General features: G+C 36.1%; 22 protein-coding genes and 2 riboswitches. Of the genes, 6 read left to right on the top strand and 16 right to left on the bottom strand.

The window, feature by feature from the left end; translation table 11 throughout:
* Positions 1-82: 82 nt before the first annotated feature.
* The 12 genes from OEV82_RS08885 to OEV82_RS08830 form a co-directional block, all read right to left on the bottom strand.
* Positions 83-1,363, bottom strand: a complete 1,281-nt coding sequence (locus OEV82_RS08885; protein ID WP_263061644.1) for an amidohydrolase — start codon at positions 1,361-1,363, stop codon at positions 83-85.
* A 27-nt stretch (positions 1,364-1,390) separates the two neighbouring features.
* A complete protein-coding gene (locus OEV82_RS08880; protein ID WP_173658270.1) occupies positions 1,391-2,902 on the bottom strand; it encodes an AbgT family transporter in 1,512 nt (503 codons plus the stop codon).
* Positions 2,903-2,919: 17 nt separating this feature from the next.
* Positions 2,920-4,347 carry a M20 family metallopeptidase gene (locus OEV82_RS08875; protein ID WP_263061643.1) on the bottom strand — a complete coding sequence of 476 codons (1,428 nt, stop codon included), beginning with the start codon at positions 4,345-4,347 and terminating at the stop codon, positions 2,920-2,922.
* Positions 4,348-4,366: 19 nt separating this feature from the next.
* Positions 4,367-5,689, bottom strand: coding sequence for a hypothetical protein (locus tag OEV82_RS08870; RefSeq protein ID WP_173658269.1), 1,323 nt, complete (start codon positions 5,687-5,689; stop codon positions 4,367-4,369).
* The gene (locus OEV82_RS08865; RefSeq protein WP_173658268.1) at positions 5,674-6,933 is read right to left on the bottom strand and encodes a M20 family metallo-hydrolase; all 1,260 of its coding nucleotides are present in this window, start codon (positions 6,931-6,933) and stop codon (positions 5,674-5,676) included. Before OEV82_RS08865 ends, OEV82_RS08870 begins: the two co-directional genes overlap by 16 nt.
* A 44-nt stretch (positions 6,934-6,977) precedes the next feature.
* On the bottom strand, positions 6,978-8,180 hold the full coding sequence (locus OEV82_RS08860; protein ID WP_173658267.1) for a M20 metallopeptidase family protein: 1,203 nt from the start codon (positions 8,178-8,180) through the stop codon (positions 6,978-6,980).
* A gap of 166 nt (positions 8,181-8,346) precedes the next feature.
* The gene (locus tag OEV82_RS08855) at positions 8,347-9,387 is read right to left on the bottom strand and encodes a DnaD domain protein (RefSeq protein WP_263061642.1); all 1,041 of its coding nucleotides are present in this window, start codon (positions 9,385-9,387) and stop codon (positions 8,347-8,349) included.
* 277 nt (positions 9,388-9,664) lie between these two features.
* Positions 9,665-9,853, bottom strand: a complete 189-nt coding sequence (locus OEV82_RS08850; protein ID WP_173657688.1) for a glutaredoxin family protein — start codon at positions 9,851-9,853, stop codon at positions 9,665-9,667.
* Positions 9,844-10,203, bottom strand: coding sequence for a rhodanese-like domain-containing protein (locus OEV82_RS08845; protein WP_173657687.1), 360 nt, complete (start codon positions 10,201-10,203; stop codon positions 9,844-9,846). The genes OEV82_RS08850 and OEV82_RS08845 overlap by 10 nt, the downstream gene beginning before the upstream one ends.
* 48 nt (positions 10,204-10,251) lie before the next feature.
* Entirely contained in the window at positions 10,252-11,946 is a 1,695-nt protein-coding gene (locus OEV82_RS08840) for an FAD-dependent oxidoreductase (RefSeq protein WP_263061641.1), read from the bottom strand.
* 12 nt (positions 11,947-11,958) lie between these two features.
* Positions 11,959-12,255, bottom strand: coding sequence for a rhodanese-like domain-containing protein (locus tag OEV82_RS08835; protein WP_173657685.1), 297 nt, complete (start codon positions 12,253-12,255; stop codon positions 11,959-11,961).
* A 72-nt stretch (positions 12,256-12,327) separates the two neighbouring features.
* Positions 12,328-12,591 (bottom strand): metal-sensitive transcriptional regulator, encoded by a 264-nt coding sequence (locus OEV82_RS08830; RefSeq protein ID WP_173657684.1) that lies wholly within the window; start codon positions 12,589-12,591, stop codon positions 12,328-12,330.
* Between the two features lie 148 nt (positions 12,592-12,739).
* On the opposite strand from OEV82_RS08830, the gene OEV82_RS08825 reads away from it, so the two are divergent.
* Together OEV82_RS08825 and OEV82_RS08820 are read left to right on the top strand one after the other, a co-directional pair.
* Positions 12,740-13,177, top strand: coding sequence for an SRPBCC family protein (locus OEV82_RS08825; protein WP_173657683.1), 438 nt, complete (start codon positions 12,740-12,742; stop codon positions 13,175-13,177).
* Between the two features lie 63 nt (positions 13,178-13,240).
* Positions 13,241-14,122, top strand: coding sequence for a superoxide dismutase (locus OEV82_RS08820; RefSeq protein ID WP_173657682.1), 882 nt, complete (start codon positions 13,241-13,243; stop codon positions 14,120-14,122).
* 160 nt (positions 14,123-14,282) lie between these two features.
* On the opposite strand, the gene OEV82_RS08815 is transcribed toward OEV82_RS08820, so the two are convergent.
* Both OEV82_RS08815 and OEV82_RS08810 read right to left on the bottom strand, forming a co-directional pair.
* Positions 14,283-14,429: a hypothetical protein gene (locus OEV82_RS08815; RefSeq protein ID WP_263061640.1), complete on the bottom strand. Its 147-nt coding sequence runs from the start codon at positions 14,427-14,429 to the stop codon at positions 14,283-14,285.
* Positions 14,430-14,453: 24 nt separating this feature from the next.
* The gene (locus OEV82_RS08810; RefSeq protein WP_263061639.1) at positions 14,454-15,038 is read right to left on the bottom strand and encodes a hypothetical protein; all 585 of its coding nucleotides are present in this window, start codon (positions 15,036-15,038) and stop codon (positions 14,454-14,456) included.
* Positions 15,039-15,188: 150 nt separating this feature from the next.
* A riboswitch (SAM riboswitch) is annotated at positions 15,189-15,293 on the top strand.
* An 81-nt stretch (positions 15,294-15,374) separates the two neighbouring features.
* Between OEV82_RS08810 and OEV82_RS08805 the strand changes: the two genes are divergently transcribed.
* The 3 genes from OEV82_RS08805 (at position 15,375) to OEV82_RS08795 (ending at position 16,335) form a co-directional block, all read left to right on the top strand.
* Entirely contained in the window at positions 15,375-15,701 is a 327-nt protein-coding gene (locus OEV82_RS08805) for a hypothetical protein (protein ID WP_263061638.1), read from the top strand.
* Between the two features lie 65 nt (positions 15,702-15,766).
* Positions 15,767-15,907: a YpzI family protein gene (locus OEV82_RS08800; protein WP_173662254.1), complete on the top strand. Its 141-nt coding sequence runs from the start codon at positions 15,767-15,769 to the stop codon at positions 15,905-15,907.
* Between the two features lie 68 nt (positions 15,908-15,975).
* Positions 15,976-16,083, top strand: a riboswitch (SAM riboswitch).
* A 51-nt stretch (positions 16,084-16,134) separates the two neighbouring features.
* Positions 16,135-16,335 carry a Fur-regulated basic protein FbpA gene (locus OEV82_RS08795; protein ID WP_173662258.1) on the top strand — a complete coding sequence of 67 codons (201 nt, stop codon included), beginning with the start codon at positions 16,135-16,137 and terminating at the stop codon, positions 16,333-16,335.
* A gap of 447 nt (positions 16,336-16,782) precedes the next feature.
* Here OEV82_RS08795 and OEV82_RS08790 read toward each other — a convergent pair whose 3' ends face one another.
* The gene (locus OEV82_RS08790; protein ID WP_173662255.1) at positions 16,783-17,031 is read right to left on the bottom strand and encodes a hypothetical protein; all 249 of its coding nucleotides are present in this window, start codon (positions 17,029-17,031) and stop codon (positions 16,783-16,785) included.
* Positions 17,032-17,273: 242 nt separating this feature from the next.
* Between OEV82_RS08790 and OEV82_RS08785 the strand changes: the two genes are divergently transcribed.
* Positions 17,274-17,606, top strand: a complete 333-nt coding sequence (locus OEV82_RS08785; protein ID WP_173662256.1) for a CHY zinc finger protein — start codon at positions 17,274-17,276, stop codon at positions 17,604-17,606.
* 247 nt (positions 17,607-17,853) lie between these two features.
* Here the strand turns inward: OEV82_RS08785 and OEV82_RS08780 are convergent, their stop codons facing one another.
* Positions 17,854-18,336: a glutathione peroxidase gene (locus OEV82_RS08780; protein WP_263061637.1), complete on the bottom strand. Its 483-nt coding sequence runs from the start codon at positions 18,334-18,336 to the stop codon at positions 17,854-17,856.
* Between the last annotated feature and the right edge of the window lie 265 nt (positions 18,337-18,601).

Here is an 18,601-nt window from a genome sequence, read left to right as displayed (position 1 = left end):
AAAAATGCTCAATGAAACCGGCCACATCTATTTGGGTAAAAAATACTGTCCAAAAACACCTCTGGACAGTTCTTGAAACGTACTAATTTATTCTTAATATCAAATCATAAAAAATCTCAACGGCAGGTAAAAGCGATTGTTCATTTATATCGAATTTTTCATTGTGGTGGCCAGCAGCTAAATCTGTACCTATAATACAATAAGTAGCTTGACCGCCTTTCTGTTGTACTGCTTCCATAAAATAGGTGGCATCTTCCGAACCCGCAGGATCATTACTTTCCAAAATGCTATTTTCTATCGAAGGATGTCTTTCAGCACAATGATAAAGAATTTTAGCTAAATCAGTTGAACCTTTACAACTAATTGCTTCGCCAACGAGTTTAATCTCATACTCATTCTGATACATTTTGGCAGCACCTTCGACAATTGCCTCTACTTGTTCTTTCACAAAATCATTAATCTCTGATGATTCCCCACGGGTTTCAACCTTCAATAACGCGAAGTCGGGGATAATATTCCGCCCAGATCCAGCATGCATTTCCCCTACATTTACCCGAGTTATACCACTGGAATGTCGAGATATCGCATACATATTCATTGTCGCTGTAGCCGCAGCTAATAAGGCATTTCGTCCCTCTTCAGGTTTTGCACCAGCATGAGATGCTCTACCGCGGAAGGTGATATCAAGCTTCGATGTTGCTAAAAACCCATTATTTGATGCAACAAAGTGACCTTGTGGCACACCTGTACCAATATGAGAAGCAATAAAATAGTCCACATCCTCTACAACATTTGCCTTCACCATAGATTTTGCACCACGGACACCTTCTTCTGCCGGTTGAAAAATAAGCTTAATCTTTCCATTTAAATTTTTATGGTTGGTAGCAATCATTGTTGCTAATCCTAAACCGATTGCTGTATGGGCATCATGCCCACAAGCATGCATTCGATTCGGAACCGTTGAACGAAATCCTTCTTTATTTGGAACATGTTTTTCTTCTTCCGACTCATAAATAGCAAGCGCATCCATATCAAAACGAAAAGCAATGGTCGGACCTTTTCTTCCGGTCTCCCATGTCGCAACAATTCCTGTGTAGCCTTCTTCAAAGAATGGAAGATAGTCTAAATTTGCTCCATTTGCTTTTGCCCATTTGACATGTTCAGCTAGATGCTCTTCGCTCGGTCTTCCCATACAGTAATTTTTATTCATCACATCTTTGCCTAGTTGGAGGGCAAAACCTAATTTATCTAACGTTGCTGCGACAATGGAAGCCGTTCTCATTTCGAAAAAACCAGTTTCAGGATATTTGTGAAAATCCCGTCTCCATTGGATTAATCTCGAGGCTAAATGTTCATTAACCATATTCCAACTTCACCTCCCTATTTTTATTTAAATGTGCGGTGTGATTCCTGGTCCGAGTGGAATACCAGTAAAATAGAAAATAGCGAGTAAAATAATCCACGTGATTAAGAAGCCTAGGGCATACGGTAACATCAATGACATATAGGTTCCAATATTTGCATTTTTATCGTACCTTCTCATAATCGGTAATAGAATAACCATATATGGTGATAACGGTGTAACGACATTAAAGGAAGAGTCCGCAACCCGGTAAGCTGCTTGAGTAAAGGCTGGATGATAACCTAATTGCATAAACATTGGAATGAAAATCGGTGCTTCAATGGCCCACTTTGCTGAACCTGATGTTATTAAAAATTCAAGAAACGCCGTTAATAAAATGTATGCAATAATTAATCCCATTCCAGTAAAGTTAATATCCTTTAGAAATTCTGCCCCGTTCACAGCGATCCAGATTCCTAAATTGGACCAATTAAAATAGGCAATAAACTGTGCAATGGCAAATACTAATACAATATAACCGGTCAAATCTTTGATTGATTCTGACATATAATAGCTGACATCTTTACCTGATTTAATTTTTCCAACTGTAATTCCAAAGGTTACACCAATAATAACAAAGAATAGTAAAATAATTGGCACAATTCCGCTTATAAATGGAGAAGGAACGATTCCGCCATCCTCATTCGTTAACGGACTATTCGGCAGTAAAATTGTACTGACGAGAATCGCAATATAAATCAGTCCTGCTATCATTGCATAAATAAATCCCTTTTTCGCATTTGGCAATTCTTCTGCATTTTCTTCCACAACAGCTTCACCTGTATATTTCCCTAATCGTGGTTCAATATATTTTGTTGTTATTAGACCACCGATAATGGTTAAAACAAATACCGAAATAATATTAAAATACCAGTTATCAATAGGAGTAACAACAAAGTTTTCATCCATGATTTTCGCCGCTTCCGTTGATATCCCCGATAGCAAAACATCTGTTCCTGCAATAAATAAATTCGCTGTAAATCCAGCTCCAGCACCGGCGAACCCAGCTGCTAAACCGGCAAGAGGGTGGCGTCCAATTTTATAGAAAACTAATGCAGCTAAAGGTGGAATGAGTACAATTGATGCATCAGATGCTAAATTACCTAAAATCCCCACAAAAACGACAGTGTACGTAACAAGGGCAGGTGGAGCCTTTAAAATTGTTTTGCGAATCGCATAATCTAGTAATCCGACTTTTTCAGCAATTCCAATTCCGAAGGTCATCACCAATACAAGACCTAGTGGCGCAAACCCAGTAAAGTTTTCCAGCATGGAAGTTAACATAAATTGAATACCTTCACCGGAGGCCAAACTTTTAATTTCCAACTCTTCACCTGTTCCAGGGTGGATAACACTTGCATTAAACAAATGAAAGACCCATGATGTGAATATAACAAACAGAGATAAAATGATAAATAATATAAATGGGTCCGGTAACTTATTTCCAACTCTTTCAACAAAATCTAAAAATCTTGTAAAAATCCCTTTCTTTTCTTTCATATATTCACCTACTTTTTTTATTTTTTAAGTTTGGATGGTTTGACATCTTGTGGTATCGGACATTTGTAAGGATTCTCCTTTTTAAATTGTTCAAATTCTTCCTTTATCTTTTGTAAATCTGCTGGATTTTGTAAAATGTGTAATCCTGTTAAAGCCAGCGCTTGAGCAGCTCGAATCATCCCTTTATTAGCAATACTTGTTAAGCCTTGTGCAGTCATTTGCCAAGAATGTAATGATGTACCTAATACAGCTGTTGCACAACTTAATTGAGCAGTAGGAACAACCCAACTAACATCTCCCACATCTGTTGATCCCTTTAATATTTCCTGGGATGGAACATAAGGAGATATTGTATCAGCTAAATATTTTCCTTCAAACTCTTTTCCATCGCCGTGATAACCGAAGCCTTTCGCCATGTCTAAAAAATTCGTTTTCTCTTCATTTGATAAGGTGTTCCACATTTGTTTAGCGAAGGCCATTTCTTTATCTGTAAAAGTTTCAACTCCTGTTTCAACAAATTGATCATATAAAATTTTTTCTAAATGACGATTCGGAATATAGTTCGAACAAGCCTTATCAAAATGGATCGAAACGTCGGTCTCTGTCATAAGTGCTGCTCCTTGCGCAATTTTACAAATCCGTTGATAAATACGATCGACATCAGAAATTTTCGGAGCACGTATGAGATAGAGAACTTCAGCATTTGCCTGGACAACATTAGGCGAAACCCCGCCTGAATTTGTTATAGCATAATGGATTCGTGCTTCTTCAATCACATGTTCGCGCAAATAATTAACCGCTACATTCATCAGTTCGACGGCATCTAATGCACTTCGTCCTAAATGAGGTGTATTGGCTGCATGAGAAGGCGTCCCTTTAAAACGGAAATAAACTTGATAGTTTGCAAGACTTGATAAACTCATAATCGCATTGATTGGTGCAGGGTGCCATGTAAGAGCAATATCTACATGATCAAAAACCCCTTCTCTCACCATAAACGTCTTTCCAGATCCACCTTCTTCTCCCGGACACCCGAAAAACTTTACTGTTCCTTTGAGCTTATTTTTCTCTAAATAATTTTTCATAGCACAGGCTGCTGCAAAGGCTCCTGTTCCAAGTAAATTATGACCACATCCATGCCCATTCTCTTTACCATCTGGTTCACACTTTAATGCATTTGGTTTTTGACCAAGCCCTGACAGGGCATCATATTCACCTAAAAAGCCGATGACAGGATCTCCGGTTCCATATGATGCTACAAATGCCGTTTTCATATTAGCTACATTCCGTTCGACCGTAAACCCTTGTTTTTCACATTCCGCAGCTAAAAACGCAGCAGACTGATATTCTTCAAATCTCGTTTCAGGATGTTCATATATATACTTCGATACTGACGCAAAATAGTCACGATGATTCTTTAAATATGTTTCAACAAAAGATTTCACGCATTGACCCACTCCTTTATCAATCATGATCGTCAATAAAACAATACAATTTCATCGGTCTTCCCCGACCTCCACTTTGCATTTCACCACATTGCTTGATTAAACCACCTCTTTCAAGTTCTGATAAAATTCGCCTTGCATTACGGGAGGAGCAATTCAACCAGTTCGCAATTTCTTGTGAAGAAAATTCCGTTCGATGATAACGTTTGGTTAGTGAAATGATTTTCGATATAATCGATACACTTATCGAACTATTCTTAATTTTCTCTCCCCACTTTTTGCCGATACTAATCATGGAATATTGGAACGTATCATCGAAATCCTCACCGGATTTAATGGTTATGTTTTGACTTTCATCAACCGTAATAATTGAAAAATGGTCTCTTCCTTGTTTTAAACCAAGATGTACATGTTGCTCTGCTTGAGAAGCAGTTTCCCCAAAACCGATCGAAAAGTGAAGTTTTAGTCGATGTAAGTCAAAAATTTTTTCACTTAGTTGAATAATCGTACGTTCAATTTTATGATTAATTTCTCCCCGATTCGTATAAATGAGGTAAAAACCGTTTCCGACGGAAACAAAAGAACCGCTCACTTTTTCAGCAAGGTATAAAAGTTCCTTTTTAATATCTAGTTCTTCTTGTTTCATTTTATACGTATAATGAATATTTTCTCGTTGATCATGATGAAAATTCACTGTGCAGCCAATAATTGCAATTTGGGATTTTTTAAAGCGATGGGCTTGGGCCCGTTCAATTAGTAAATTTAAACTTAGTTTTATCGATAAATAGGATGGGTTCATCCGATATACAGGGATGTCTTTTTCTTTGAGCTGGATATAGGCGTAGTTCGTTGATGTAAGCGCAATTTCAGATTTCCCTTTTTTATACAGGTCTTCATGAAATTCCGCCAGTTTATGAATATATGTGTAGTCACTAAACGGTAAATTTGTAAATTGAATCGATTGTAAATGATAAAAAGATAATGTTTTTTTGATTTCTTCTGTAGAAAACGTGTCTATGCTTATTTTTTTAAACACTTTATTTGCTGCAAGTTGCGCTTCTAATAAAGTAGCAAACAAACTGGACCCATGTAACGGAGGATAGGTTGCCTGTTCTTCTTTTACGAGGTTATTTTGAATAGCATAATGATAATTTAATACACCAGAAAACAACCATTGGTCGATCGGTTTCATATGCTGAGCGATTAATTTATTAACTTGATAAACATCTTTGTAAACAAAAGGGATAAACTCCACATTTGGAAATTCCTTTGCGACTGATAAAATCTGTCTTACTGAATCATCTGGTCCGATAATACCGATACGAATTATGATGTGGTACACCCCCCGACTTCACGCTCTAAATAAGCCGCTAAAACAGATACACCGATTTGTATGTTCCGTAAAGGCGTATATTCATCTGGGTGATGACTAATCCCATTCACAGACGGAATAAAAATCAAACCGGATGGCCATCTTTTTGCCATGTTCATCACATCGTGACCTGCACCACTGTTCATATGACAATAGGAAATCTTTAACTCATCACAAATATTTGTTAGCTTTTGTTGAATGTCTTTGTCTAATAAAACTGCCTTTTCATTTACGATTTCATCTATTCTAATTTCAATTTGATTTTCTTTTTCTAGGCGCTTACAGTAAGTTTCAACTAAACTGACAAATTGCCTTTTTAATTTGTCATCGACACTTCGAATATCTATACCTAATTCCACTTTTCCTGGAATAACATTCATTGCATTTGGCAAGACGTTAACAGTACTTACTGTTGCTACAAACGCTTGTTCCGATTGTTTGTTTATTTCTGCGGCTTCCTTCTGCACAACATTAATCAGTGGTGCTATCGCAACGAGTGCATCTTTACGTTCATACATTTGTGTTGTACCTGTGTGATTTGATTGGCCATAGGCCGTTACTTTTAACCGAATTGGGGTAGAAATACCGTAAACAATACCAATATCGATATGATTTTGATATAAGTGATTACCTTGTTCAATATGCAATTCTATAAAACTTTCAAAGCGATTATCTTCGCAATAAGCCTGATGAAATGTCTCCCAATTTAGACCGTACTGTTCCATCGCTTGACGTATCGTGACATGTTCATAATCTTTCATGTTTTCCCATTTATTTTTGTCTACTTTTCCAATTAACGTTTTGCTACCAATCGTTGAAACACCAAAACGAGCAGATTCTTCAGAAATAAAACAAAGAATGGCAATATTTTTTTTAGGTTTTATTCTTTTTCTCTTTAATTCCCGTATCGCTCCTAAAGCAGCGACAATTCCAACGACTCCATCATATCCACCGCCTTCAATGACCGTATCAAGATGAGAACCTAATCCTATCGTAGGTGCATCGGGATCCACTTCCCAAATCGCCCACTGATTACCTACTTCATCTTGTTGAGTTTTTAACGCTAAGCTTGAAGCAATATTTCTAAACTGTTCGTGTGCTAATTTTTCTTCCCTAGAAAATCCTAATCGAGTAAAGCCCGTTTTTTGTTCCATAGAATCCGTTAAATTGAGCGCAAGTAATGTATTTTCAATCCATTCATGTAGTTTAGTCATGAACTCCCCCCCTTTTTATAAAGTAAATATTGTCGACATATGGATTATTTTTCGCCCTTTTTTAACTCGTTTAATGTGTTAATCGCAAGTTTGGTCAACAATGCACTACCTTTAATTAAAGCTTCTTCATTGATTTGAAACATAGAATCATGTAATCCTTTTTGTTTTTCAGTATCTTCTAATCTAGTACCTAACCAAAAAAATGCACCCGGAATTTCTTCTAAAAATCTACTAAAATCTTCCGCTGCTAAAGAAGGTTGAACGTCTGGTGTGGCCTCTTTTCCAAATAAACTTTGAGCGGTTTCACGGACTAGCCTTGCCCATTTTGGTGTATTGATTGTTGCGGAATAACCATCTAAATATTCAATCACAACTTCATTGTTGTACATTTCTGCCACATGATTGGTTATCTCAAAAAAACGCTTCTTTAAGTTCTTCTTAATATTTGCATCGTATGTGCGAATCGAACCTTCTAAATAGACTTTATTCGAAATAATATTTTTCGCTTCCCCACCTTCAATTTTCCCAATCGTGATCACAGATGCTTCAAGAGGATTTAAGTTTCGACTAACGATCGACTGTAAGTTCGTAATTAAATAAGCAGCTGTTACGATAGGATCATTTGTTAGATGCGGCATACTTGCATGCCCGCCTTTACCTTTAAGGGTAATCTTAAAAGTGTCGCTTGCTCCCATCATTTCCTTATCACGAATTCCAATTTGACCGACGGGAAGTTGTGGCCAAACATGCTGACCATAAATCACATCAGGTTTATAGTCTTTGAAAACACCATCATCTAGCATTGGTTTTGCTCCACCGATAGGGCCCATTTCTTCTGCTGGTTGAAAAACCAATAAAACGGTTCCATATATATAGTCTCGAAGTTGTTGAAGTATAAATCCAGTTCCAAGTAATATAGCCATATGGGCATCATGACCACATGCATGCATGATATTTTCTTTTGTAGAAACAAAAGAATGAGTATTTTCTTCTTGGATCGGAAGCGCATCCATATCTGCCCGTAAAGCAACAACACGTCCTTTATATTTTCCTTCTATAATCCCTAAAATGCCTGTCTTAGCAATTCCGCTTTGAAATGGAATTCCATATTTAAGTAACTTTTTCTTAATGTACTCGGCTGTTTCATATTCTTGATAACCTAATTCTGGGTACTTATGAAAATGTCTTCTCATTTCAATGATTTCCGTTCCGATTTTGTTCGACCATTGATAAATTAATTCGTTCATGTAACCACCTTTCTAACAGTTGTTCATTTTCGGAACATTTCCCTAAATATTCCTTTAATTGAATTATATATACTTTTGTGAATATTGTAAATATATTTTATAGACGTATTTATTTGTTAATGACAACACGAAATGGAAGTACTTGCATAAACGTTATTTATCAAAATTAGGCTAATGATTTTGTTTTCCTATAACCATATTTCCGCAATCGTTGTTCCAATTCCCGTTTCATTTTTTCAATGTCCTCTTCAAGTTCAACGGGTTCATGCCATGTTTTTTGATTGGAGTTAAGCCAATCAGGTACCGGTTCCTTGCGAATGATGTTTCTAACCTTTTTCGTATGCTTTTCCTTAAAACAAACATCTTGTTTGTGTTTTTGATGAACCAAATTCCTTAATATTGCTTCGACATACGCCCAATTTTTCACATCATATTCGACTGCTCGTTTCATTGCATGGACTACTTGTTGCTCAGATAATATTCGGCACCATTTCGATATTTTTTCTTTTATATAAGTTCCAACAGTCCCAAAACCATTTTCTTCGAAAAACGCAATCGGATCTTTTGGATCTTGAGCGCCATCATCATGATGTAATTTATTATTTTTGATATAGTCTTTTTTAATCTTTGTATTTGTCTTCCGTTCAAATGTAATAGCCTCCTCCCTTTGTTCCCGTTGGTTTTGGCTTTCTGCTGTATCGGTCTCCTCCTTTTGAACGGAAGAGGATGTGGAAAAAGTTGCCTCCTCTTTTTTAGCACAAGAGAAGGTTACGTCCATTTCTTTTTCCTCATAGGTCACGTTTTTAAGATTTTCCGGAATCGGTTCAACAAACATCACATTATTTAATATCGTACCGGTAAAAGAACGGACATTGCGAAACTCACGGCGGATGAGTTGACGTTGAACTAAATAGTCAATCGCCTCCTTTGCTTGTCGCTTGGAAAAGCCAAATTGATCTGCAAAGGATTGATAACTCCGTTGCAACATATCATCTTTAAACTTCTTTTTTTCGACGATTTGCCCTGTGTTGTCATCACGGACGATCGATGGACGATACCAATAGACAATTTCCGCTAATATTGTAATCGCCACAAAATGCGGCTTTCCATTCGCAAACGTTATATTCCGAAACCAATTAGTCGGTATCACATTTCCTGTCCAATTCATTTTGCCAATCTTTTCTACTACGGGGTGTGTCGCAAACATATCGATCTCCCTTTCTATTTTTCTTCTCATATTTGTTATGAGTGAAAAAATAAAAAAGGGTTAATATTTTTTGTGGATTTTTATTATTTTTGACATTTGTCACCACAACATGATGTTCAGTTTCCTGAATCACCACCCCCAATTACAATTTGCTACAAATAATGAAATATAAACAAAAAAACCTGAACTCTTCAATAGAATTCAGGCTTTTGAACGTTATTTAGATTGAAATGCAGCTATTAATCTTACGGGATCAAAACCAGAAATCCATTTTCCATTAATATTCGTTTGCCGGGACCGTTAGCATTCCAGTATTAGCGATTATCTTAACGAATGCAAAGGGATTCAAATCTATTTTGATCTCTTCGTAAGGAATCTCATTGAGTTGTAAAAAGTCTTTAACCATTTTACAAACCGGACAAAGGCTCATTGTATACACTGTTACTTTATGTCTTTTTAGTGCCAAGCGTTCATTCCACCTTTAACATTATAAATACTTTTGAAACCCTGTCTAGATAACAGTTTCGCAGCTCGAGCACTTCTCATTCCACTTTGACAAATCAAAACAATTTCCTTATTTTTATCAAGTGTACTTAGCTTATTCGGAAGTTCGTTCAACGGAATATTTTTAAATTGTGGCCGATTGAATGCCTTATATTCACGAGGTGTCCGAACATCAATACATTGAACGTTTTTTTCATGTATTTTTTCCTTTGCTTCTTGAACCGTAATATTCTGAATTCCTTTCTTTTGTATAAGGCGACTGACGACAAGTAATGCAATAGCTAGCAGGGCAATCCACTCGAATGTGCCCATCTTTTTATCATCTCCTAAAACCCCAAATACAGTATATCTTTCGCCATATTATTTAAAGTTGTAAGCTGTAACAATTTTTTCTCGACAGGTAACGTAATCCGTATAGTATTCGTATAAACAAATTCCTAGAAATGAACCGGCAATATTGTATACATTGTTATACCCCAAATTTTGTAACGCCATGACCATATTGTAGGATCGTTGTCCAGAACGGCAATGAATATAAACTGGTCGATCCTTCGGTATTTCATTGAGACGATCTCGGAACTCACTTAACGGAATGTTGACTGCATTTTTCAAATGACCTTGGTTATACTCTTTTTCTTCACGGGCATCGATGATAAACGCATTGTTTTCTACAAGCTTACGTACCTCTGAAACTTTCACTTCACGATAACGACCATATAATTGATTGAGTGCGACAAGGGCTGCCATATTGACGACATCTTTTGCTGTACCTAACATTGGTGAATAAGTCAACTCTAAATCTTGTAAGTCTTCCAACGTTCCATCCAACGATATTACAGTTGCAATGACGTCAATTCTTTTATCAACATTTCCCTTTCCTATCGCCTGTGCACCGAGAATTCGACCTGTTGGAACTTCATAAACGAGTTTAAAATGCATCGGATGACTATCTGGCATTAACCCGACTTTATCTGAAGGAATGACATATACTGAATCACAGGAGATGCCGGCTTGTTTTGCTGTCTCCACATTTAAGCCAGTCGATGCTGCATTAAGATTAAACAGATGGATGGAAGAAGAACCGATGACCCCTTTATTCCGGTTCGGAATGCCATACATATGGTTCGCCGCAGCACGCGCTTGTTTTTGAGCTGGACCTGCAAGAGCAAGTCGTGTCGGTTTATGAGTTAGTCGATGATATACTTCAATCGCATCACCGACGGCATAAATATGGCGATCACTTGTTACATAGTTATGATCCACTTTAATTCCACCTGTTTCTCCAATTTCAAGACCAGCATCTTGAGCAAGTGCCGTTTCAGGCTGAACACCAATCGCAACGACAACAGCCTCTGCTTCAACTTTCTTACCTGATTGGGTTTCAACATAACCGTCACAAATTCTTGCCAATCCATCGTTCAAAATTAACTCGACACCATGATCAATCATTTCTTTATGAAGAATTTGCGCCATATCATGATCAAACGGTCTCATGATTTGGTTGGCAAATTCAATTAATGACACATCTAATCCTGCAAGACGTAAATTCTCAGCTACTTCTACACCGATAAACCCACCACCAATGACAGCAATTCGTTTCAATCCATTTTCTTTAATAAATGTGTTTAAATTTTCAATATCATCGACATTTCGGACGGTAAATACATTTGGATTGTCAATACCTTCGATATTCGGTCGAATCGGCTTTGCTCCCGGAGATAAGACTAATTTATCGTAAGATTCTTCATACGTTTGATTTTTTATTAAATCTTTGACTGTGATCGTTTTTTCTTTACGATTTATACGAATGACTTCACTAAAGGTCCGTGCTTCAATGTTATACTTTTTCTTAAAATCTTCTGGAGAAGACAATACAAGCTTCTTACTATTTTCCACGATCCCACTTAAATGATATGGTAAGGAACAATTAGAGAAAGATACATGTGGACCTTTTTCAAACATAATAATTTCAGCCTTTTCATCTAATCTTCTTGCCCGTGCCGCTACGGATGCTCCACCAGCAACTCCACCAACAATGACTATTTTCTTTCCCATTGTCATACCTCCTTATTCTGTTTCTCCTTCCCAAGCTAACATGCCACCTTCAACATTCGTTACATCATAACCTTTTGCAGATAAAAATGCACAAGCCTGACCACTTCTGCCGCCCGAACGGCAAACGATATAATATGGTTTATCTTTGACTAATTCATTTAAACGTTCCGGTATTTGTCCTAATGGAATATGTTTTGCGCCTGGGATTTTCCCTGTTGCAACCTCTTCATCTTCCCGCACATCGAGAATATTTAATTGTTCTCCAGCTTTTAACTTTTCTTCTAATTGTTTTGCATAAATTTTTTTCATGTTTTGCTCGACTCCTTTGTTTTATGTTTATACCCCTATAGGTATTATAATAATAAAAATAAAAGTGAATGTTTAAGATCTACTTTTAACGAGTAAATCAACCGCTTCCTTGATTAATGCTTCTGTGTCTTCTCCTTGTTCAATACTCTTTCGAACACACTGTTCTAAGTTTTTACTTACGATAAGCCCAATCGTCCGATCGATGGCACTTCTTGACGCTGATAACTGGATTACGACGTCTTTACAATCTTTGTTTTGTTCGATCATATTTAGTACGCCTTTTATTTGACCTTCGATTCGTTTTAGACGATTCACGATCGACTTATCATATTCCATATGATCACCTCATTTATTTTTTACAACCTTATAATATACCCCTATAGGTATATTGTCAACCTCTTTACTACCGTTTTTCATATATTCGTCATATTTGAATATAATTTAACGATATCATTTTATCCCAAAGTAAAGTGAGGAAATATTTATGCAAACTTTAACCCATTCCATGACATTTGATTATCCAATTGAAACATTATGGAATTTAGTTCTATCCTTTGAACAATGGGCCCACACCGTTCCTGGTTATCAATCCCATCAAAAAGTGAACGCAAGTCAATATTCCATGTTTATTCTTTCTAATTTTGGTTTTACGAAAAAGCAATTGAATATACAGTTTAAAATTATGGATTTAACAAAACCATCAAAGGTACTATTTAAGGTATCCAACGATAATCAAAATATGAAAGGTCGAGGCTATTTAGAGTTAAGCAAAATTAACAATGAAAAAACATCAGGATTTTTACGTCTAGATTATTTGATAACTGGGACAATGAGTTCAATTATTAAATCAGTCATCTCAAACTCAGGAAAAGAAAAAGCGGAAGCAGCTATTAAAGAAACAGTGCATAATTTATTAAATTAAAACTTCTAGTCTTAATGATTTCTTTTCTGCATTGATTGGCGAATTTTAAAGGAGGGTACACTCTTGTCGGAATATTTGGTGAAGCTTTTGGCATGGTCTGATGAAGCTTTACAAGCGATCGAAAACTCAAGTCATGATGAACGGGATCTTGAAGATTTGAAACATCAATTCATCGTGTTTCGAAAAAAACTTAACGAAAACAAAAAATTAAATGAGCAAGAAATATATGAACAAGCACTTAAGCTTTACAATCAATTTCAAGCACAATTTTCAGTTGATGATCCGGATGTAGTGGCCCGGCAAATAAACAATCAAAGTATTGTACCGATTGGAGAGCATCGATTACCGCCTCTACCTTATGCTTACAATGCTTTAGAACCTTATATCGACGAAGAAACAATGAGGTTACATCACGATAAACATCATAAAAGTTATGTTGATGGTTTAAATAAGGCGGAAATAGAGATGCAAAAAGCCCGTCGAACGAACAATTTTGATCTCATTAAACACTGGGAACGGGAGGCTGCGTTTAATGGCGCAGGACATTATTTGCATACGATCTTTTGGCATATAATGAGCCCGAATGGTGGCGGACAACCGCGAGGAAATTTATTGCAAGCGATTAATCAATCCTTCGGAAGTTTTCATCAGTTTAAAAAACATTTTTCTGAAGCTGCTAATAAAGTGGAAGGTGGCGGTTGGGCCATTCTTGTATGGTCACCACGGGCCAGACGTTTAGAAATTTTACAAGCAGAAAAACATCAAAATTTAAGTCAATGGGATGTAATTCCACTACTCGTCCTTGATGTTTGGGAACATGCTTATTATTTAAAATATAAAAACGACCGAAAAAAATATATTGATAATTGGTGGAATATCGTGAATTGGTCGGAAGTAAATAAACGGTTTAATGAAGCTCAAAACGTTAAATGGCATCCTTATTAATAATATAGATTGTAAAAATATTTGATAAAAGTATAAAGTAGTGTTTAATTGAGATTACTTTTAAATACTTGTACTTTTAGGGTTGTCCAAAAAGACGCCCTCTTTTCTTATCCTTTGTTCCCATTTCCACTTTTAAATCTTTAAGCTAAAAATTTTTTCACTATTTGAAATCCCTTGGATCGTATTGTTTTACATCATCGTTTGGTGAGTTACCTGTTCCATCCTTAGCCTTACTGTTTGGTGTACCGTAAATTTGATTATCTTTTGTAACCTCTCTACCTTCTTGGAACCTTGCTTTCTTTTTCATTATATGATCACCTTAACCTTTCATTTATTTTTCAAAAAATTTATTCGTCATCAATTCAAAATCGCCACTTAGGCTATCATTATTTCCATTTTTAACTAGCGTATCAGCAAATACTTTCATCCGACGGTAAGCTTCTGGATGAAAAGATATATAAACACGTTCAATAGATGGATCCTGGCTTAAAATAACGTTTTTAATCCACTTTTCATATTTTTTTTTGATTGGATCTAGTTCCGTATCCCTTCTTTTTACTTTTTCATCATTTAACTGTAATGCCCGATTAACTCCTTCTTTTATAGCTCTCCCAGTTTTACCCTGTTGATCGTTATTTTTACTACGATTAATATCTGTCCAAATAGCAACATAAGCCTCTTGATTTAAAATGATCACTTCGGCCTTTTCTACTATATCTAGTTTTTCCAAATCTCTTACTAACGGTTTAGAAACATAAAACTTATCCTTATTACTCATTTCAATTGGATTATCATTTTTCGGAATGTAGTGAACATGCATCGGAATCAATTTGTCATGATTGGCTACTTCTTCTCCAGAACAACCAACAAGCCCTATCAACAACGCAATAGTTATAAAATAGTTCAATTTTCGCATGCTGAAACCTCACCCTATCTATTTGTTCAAGAATAGGTTGGCTAATATTTTGCAATTTATACAATTGGATAGGCTTTTTTATTTTTATAAATTTTCATTCAACGCCTTTACGTAAAGTAAAATTTATGATAAACTAGAACCAACTGAATATGGTTATCAAGAGTGAATGAGAGACCTGGCTCGATGACTTCACAGCAACCTGCCCTTTCAGGTAAGGTGCTCCAACCAGCAAAGCATTGCTTTGGATGATAACGAACGGCTGAACGCTCTTTGTTGCATCCTGCAATGAAGAGCTTTTTTTCGTTCGTTTCAAAACAAATATAGGAGTGAAACGAAATGAATGTAAGTGGTTTTATAAGAGGGTATATGTCGAAAAACATGACCGGAGAAACGTTTTTCATGAAAGTTGCCGATACTATCGAGAAACAATTGCAAGAATGGGATCCAACATATCACGTACTTTTACTAAAATTTAAAGACTACGTACTCATTGTTCAAAAAGGGGAAACTTCTTATGAATTAACGATTTCAGAACAAGAACTTGCTCAGCATCAAAGTCGTTCTCCCTTCTCCTTAGATCACAAAATTTGGTGCGTGTTACAACAGGAAGGTTTACAAATTGTAAAAGGTAAAGGAAACTACATAGACCACTGTATCTCTTAAAAAAATGGAAAGAAATGTATAATCTGTGGAATTTCGTTAAAAGTTATATGTGGGAGGTGCAGAAAATGTCAAAAGATCGCCAGGAAACGAAACTTAGAAAAAGTGGTCATGTAGCTTCAGACAGGGACCCATCCCTTGAAAATGATGGAGCAACGAAATTGTCAAGTCCAGAAGAAGCACGGAGATTAAATGACAATAAACGTTAAGCGTGTATTTCCAAGTTGACTTATCGGAATAATGGCATATAATATAAACAACCAAAACGAAGAAAATCAACTTATCCAGAGAAGTGGAGGGAATTGGCCCGATGAATCTTCAGCAACAGGTTCTGTGTATGAACACTGTGCTAAATCCAACAAGTATTTCACTTGAAAGATAAGTTGAGGTGATTGAACCTCTTCTTATTTTTCAAGGAGAGGTTTTTTAAGGAGTGATGGAATTGACACACCAAAATCGAAAAACAATAGCAGAAAGAAAAAATAAATTAATTAATAAATTAATTGCTTATAACATCTATAAAAAAGACGGTCGACATTTATATGAATTATCTTTATTTGAACTTGAACAAGAATATAAAAAACTCATCAAAGAATCGCATCCCCACGGTGAACTAAATTCAATCCATGTTAAATAAGCAAATGTTACAAGGAGTCCTGATTATTGTATCGAGGACTCTTTTTGATTGGATTATTTTTATAAATGACGAAGCCATTACCCCTTAGCCAAATAATGTTGACACAGCGGTAAAAATTTTGAGTAATATAGAAAATTTTCAATTTGAATATAACGCAATCGCTTTATAGATCCTTTACCTGTCATTAGATTAAATGAATGAAAATCCCAATTATAATTTTACCAGCTAGCTTACTCAGCTTTTGTCTATTCTAATCAAATGTGAGTGTTAAATCTGACTGCAAGATTATGTATTTCGGTTAACATAAAAATAAAAGAAAAAAAATGGAAGGAAGCAGTGCACAACTCATTAGTAACTGAATAATATCATTACGGATAATGCTGGAAATATTTTAAAAAATAGACCCATCATTCTCGGTTGATGGGTTCAACCTTGTTCAGGCTCGTTTTATTCAATTTTCGATCGCTTCTCAACCAAATTTTTCGTTCCACTATAAAATCCGCTGGCCGATAATCCGAGCATAATACCGACTAAAACTCCTTCTTTCGGTGTCACATCTACATAAACCAATGTTATTATAATTCCTAAAAAAATAGCGACAATTGGAGAGTACTTGGCTGGTAAGCCAATCTTTTTAAAGATTTCTGTAATCCCAGCAATTAATGGAATAATCGCAACATCATAGATTTCAAACATAATTCCTCCCTCCTTTGTAATAAACTATGAAATTTTCAAATATAATGGAACGGCTAGCATGGGGTAGAAAGGAATTTTTTTCCAGTGACAAGCATGAACTGGCTCTATTCATGGACATTTAAGAAGAAAATAGGATTTTAATTGAAAAACTTTCTGTAACTTGCAATCAGTATGATATAATCCATGGAAATAATTCCATTTTTGTCTAATGATGTTTCGAAGTTGAAAAAGGGGATGAGGAAATGAAAATTTACGGTTATACAATTGATAAAGCTGGAAGATGTCAGCACTATCACAGTAAGAAGGATATTATTTCTATTAAATTTAAGTGTTGCAATAAATATTATCCGTGTTATAAATGTCATGTGGAATGCGAGGACCACCCCATTCAATCTTGGAAAAAGGAAGAATATGAGGAACTTGCCATCCTTTGTGGCATCTGTAAAAAAGAACTGACGATAAATGAATACTTAAACAATGATAAATGTATTTATTGCCATGCTTTGTTTAATCCGAAATGTTCCAGTCACTACCATATTTACTTTGGTATGACCGGTCACAGTCGAACAATGTAATTTTTAATAAAAATGAAAGGTGCTGTCCTATAAGGACAAAAATAGTAGATTTTGAAAAAAGGCGGTAACTTTCCTACTTGTTTAGCTTTTGTCCATTTGTGCGGAGCATAAGTGCCAACACACGAGCTTATAGACATGCGTCAATGTGCGTCCTCGTTGTGAAGTCTGAGGCTTAGCCACTGAGTGCACGGACGCCAATGGAACAGAAAATCTACTCGGTTTTCCTTTATGGACAGCCCTCGGTGCATTAAACGACTAAAAGTTTTTCAATCTCTTCTTTTAGCTTCAAAGACGAAACATTTGATGCGAAACGACCAACAACCTGTCCGTTTCGATCAACGAGAAACTTCGTAAAATTCCACTTAATTGCTTCACTACCTAAAACACCTTTTGCCTGACTTTTTAGATATTTGAATAACGGATGAGTATTTTCACCATTAACATCGACTTTCGCAAACATCGGAAAAGTTACCCCGTAATTCCTTTCACAAAAAGCAGCAATCTCATCTTCTGTTCCAGGTTCCTGACTGCCAAATTGGTTACAAGGAAAACCAAGCACTTCAAAACCACGAGGATAATACTCATCATACAATTGCTGTAATTCTTTATATTGCGGTGTAAAACCACACTTACTGGCTGTATTTACAATTAACAACACTTTTTCTTTAAATTCTCCAAGACTAATTTCTTCACCTTTGATTGTTTTAGCGGAGTAAGCATAAATCGACATTCGGTAAACACTCCCTTTCCTATTTTTGTTCTATTAGTTTATCAAATATCTAGAACGAAGTAGAACCATTTACTACTTTGGATAACCGGTTTTTCTGTGTTCAGCTACCTGATGAAATCACTTTTTTCTCTACCCGACCGGTTTTTCTGCGTTCATCTACCTGATGAAAACACTTTTTTCTCTACCCAACCGGTTTTTCTGCTTTCATCTCCCCGATGAAATCACTTTTTTCCCTACCCAACCGGTTTTTCTGCTTTCATCTCCC

This window comes from Pallidibacillus thermolactis, from assembly GCF_025660415.1.
Lineage (GTDB): Bacteria > Bacillota > Bacilli > Bacillales > Caldibacillaceae > Pallidibacillus > Pallidibacillus thermolactis.
This window is presented reverse-complemented; position numbering and strand designations above follow the sequence as displayed.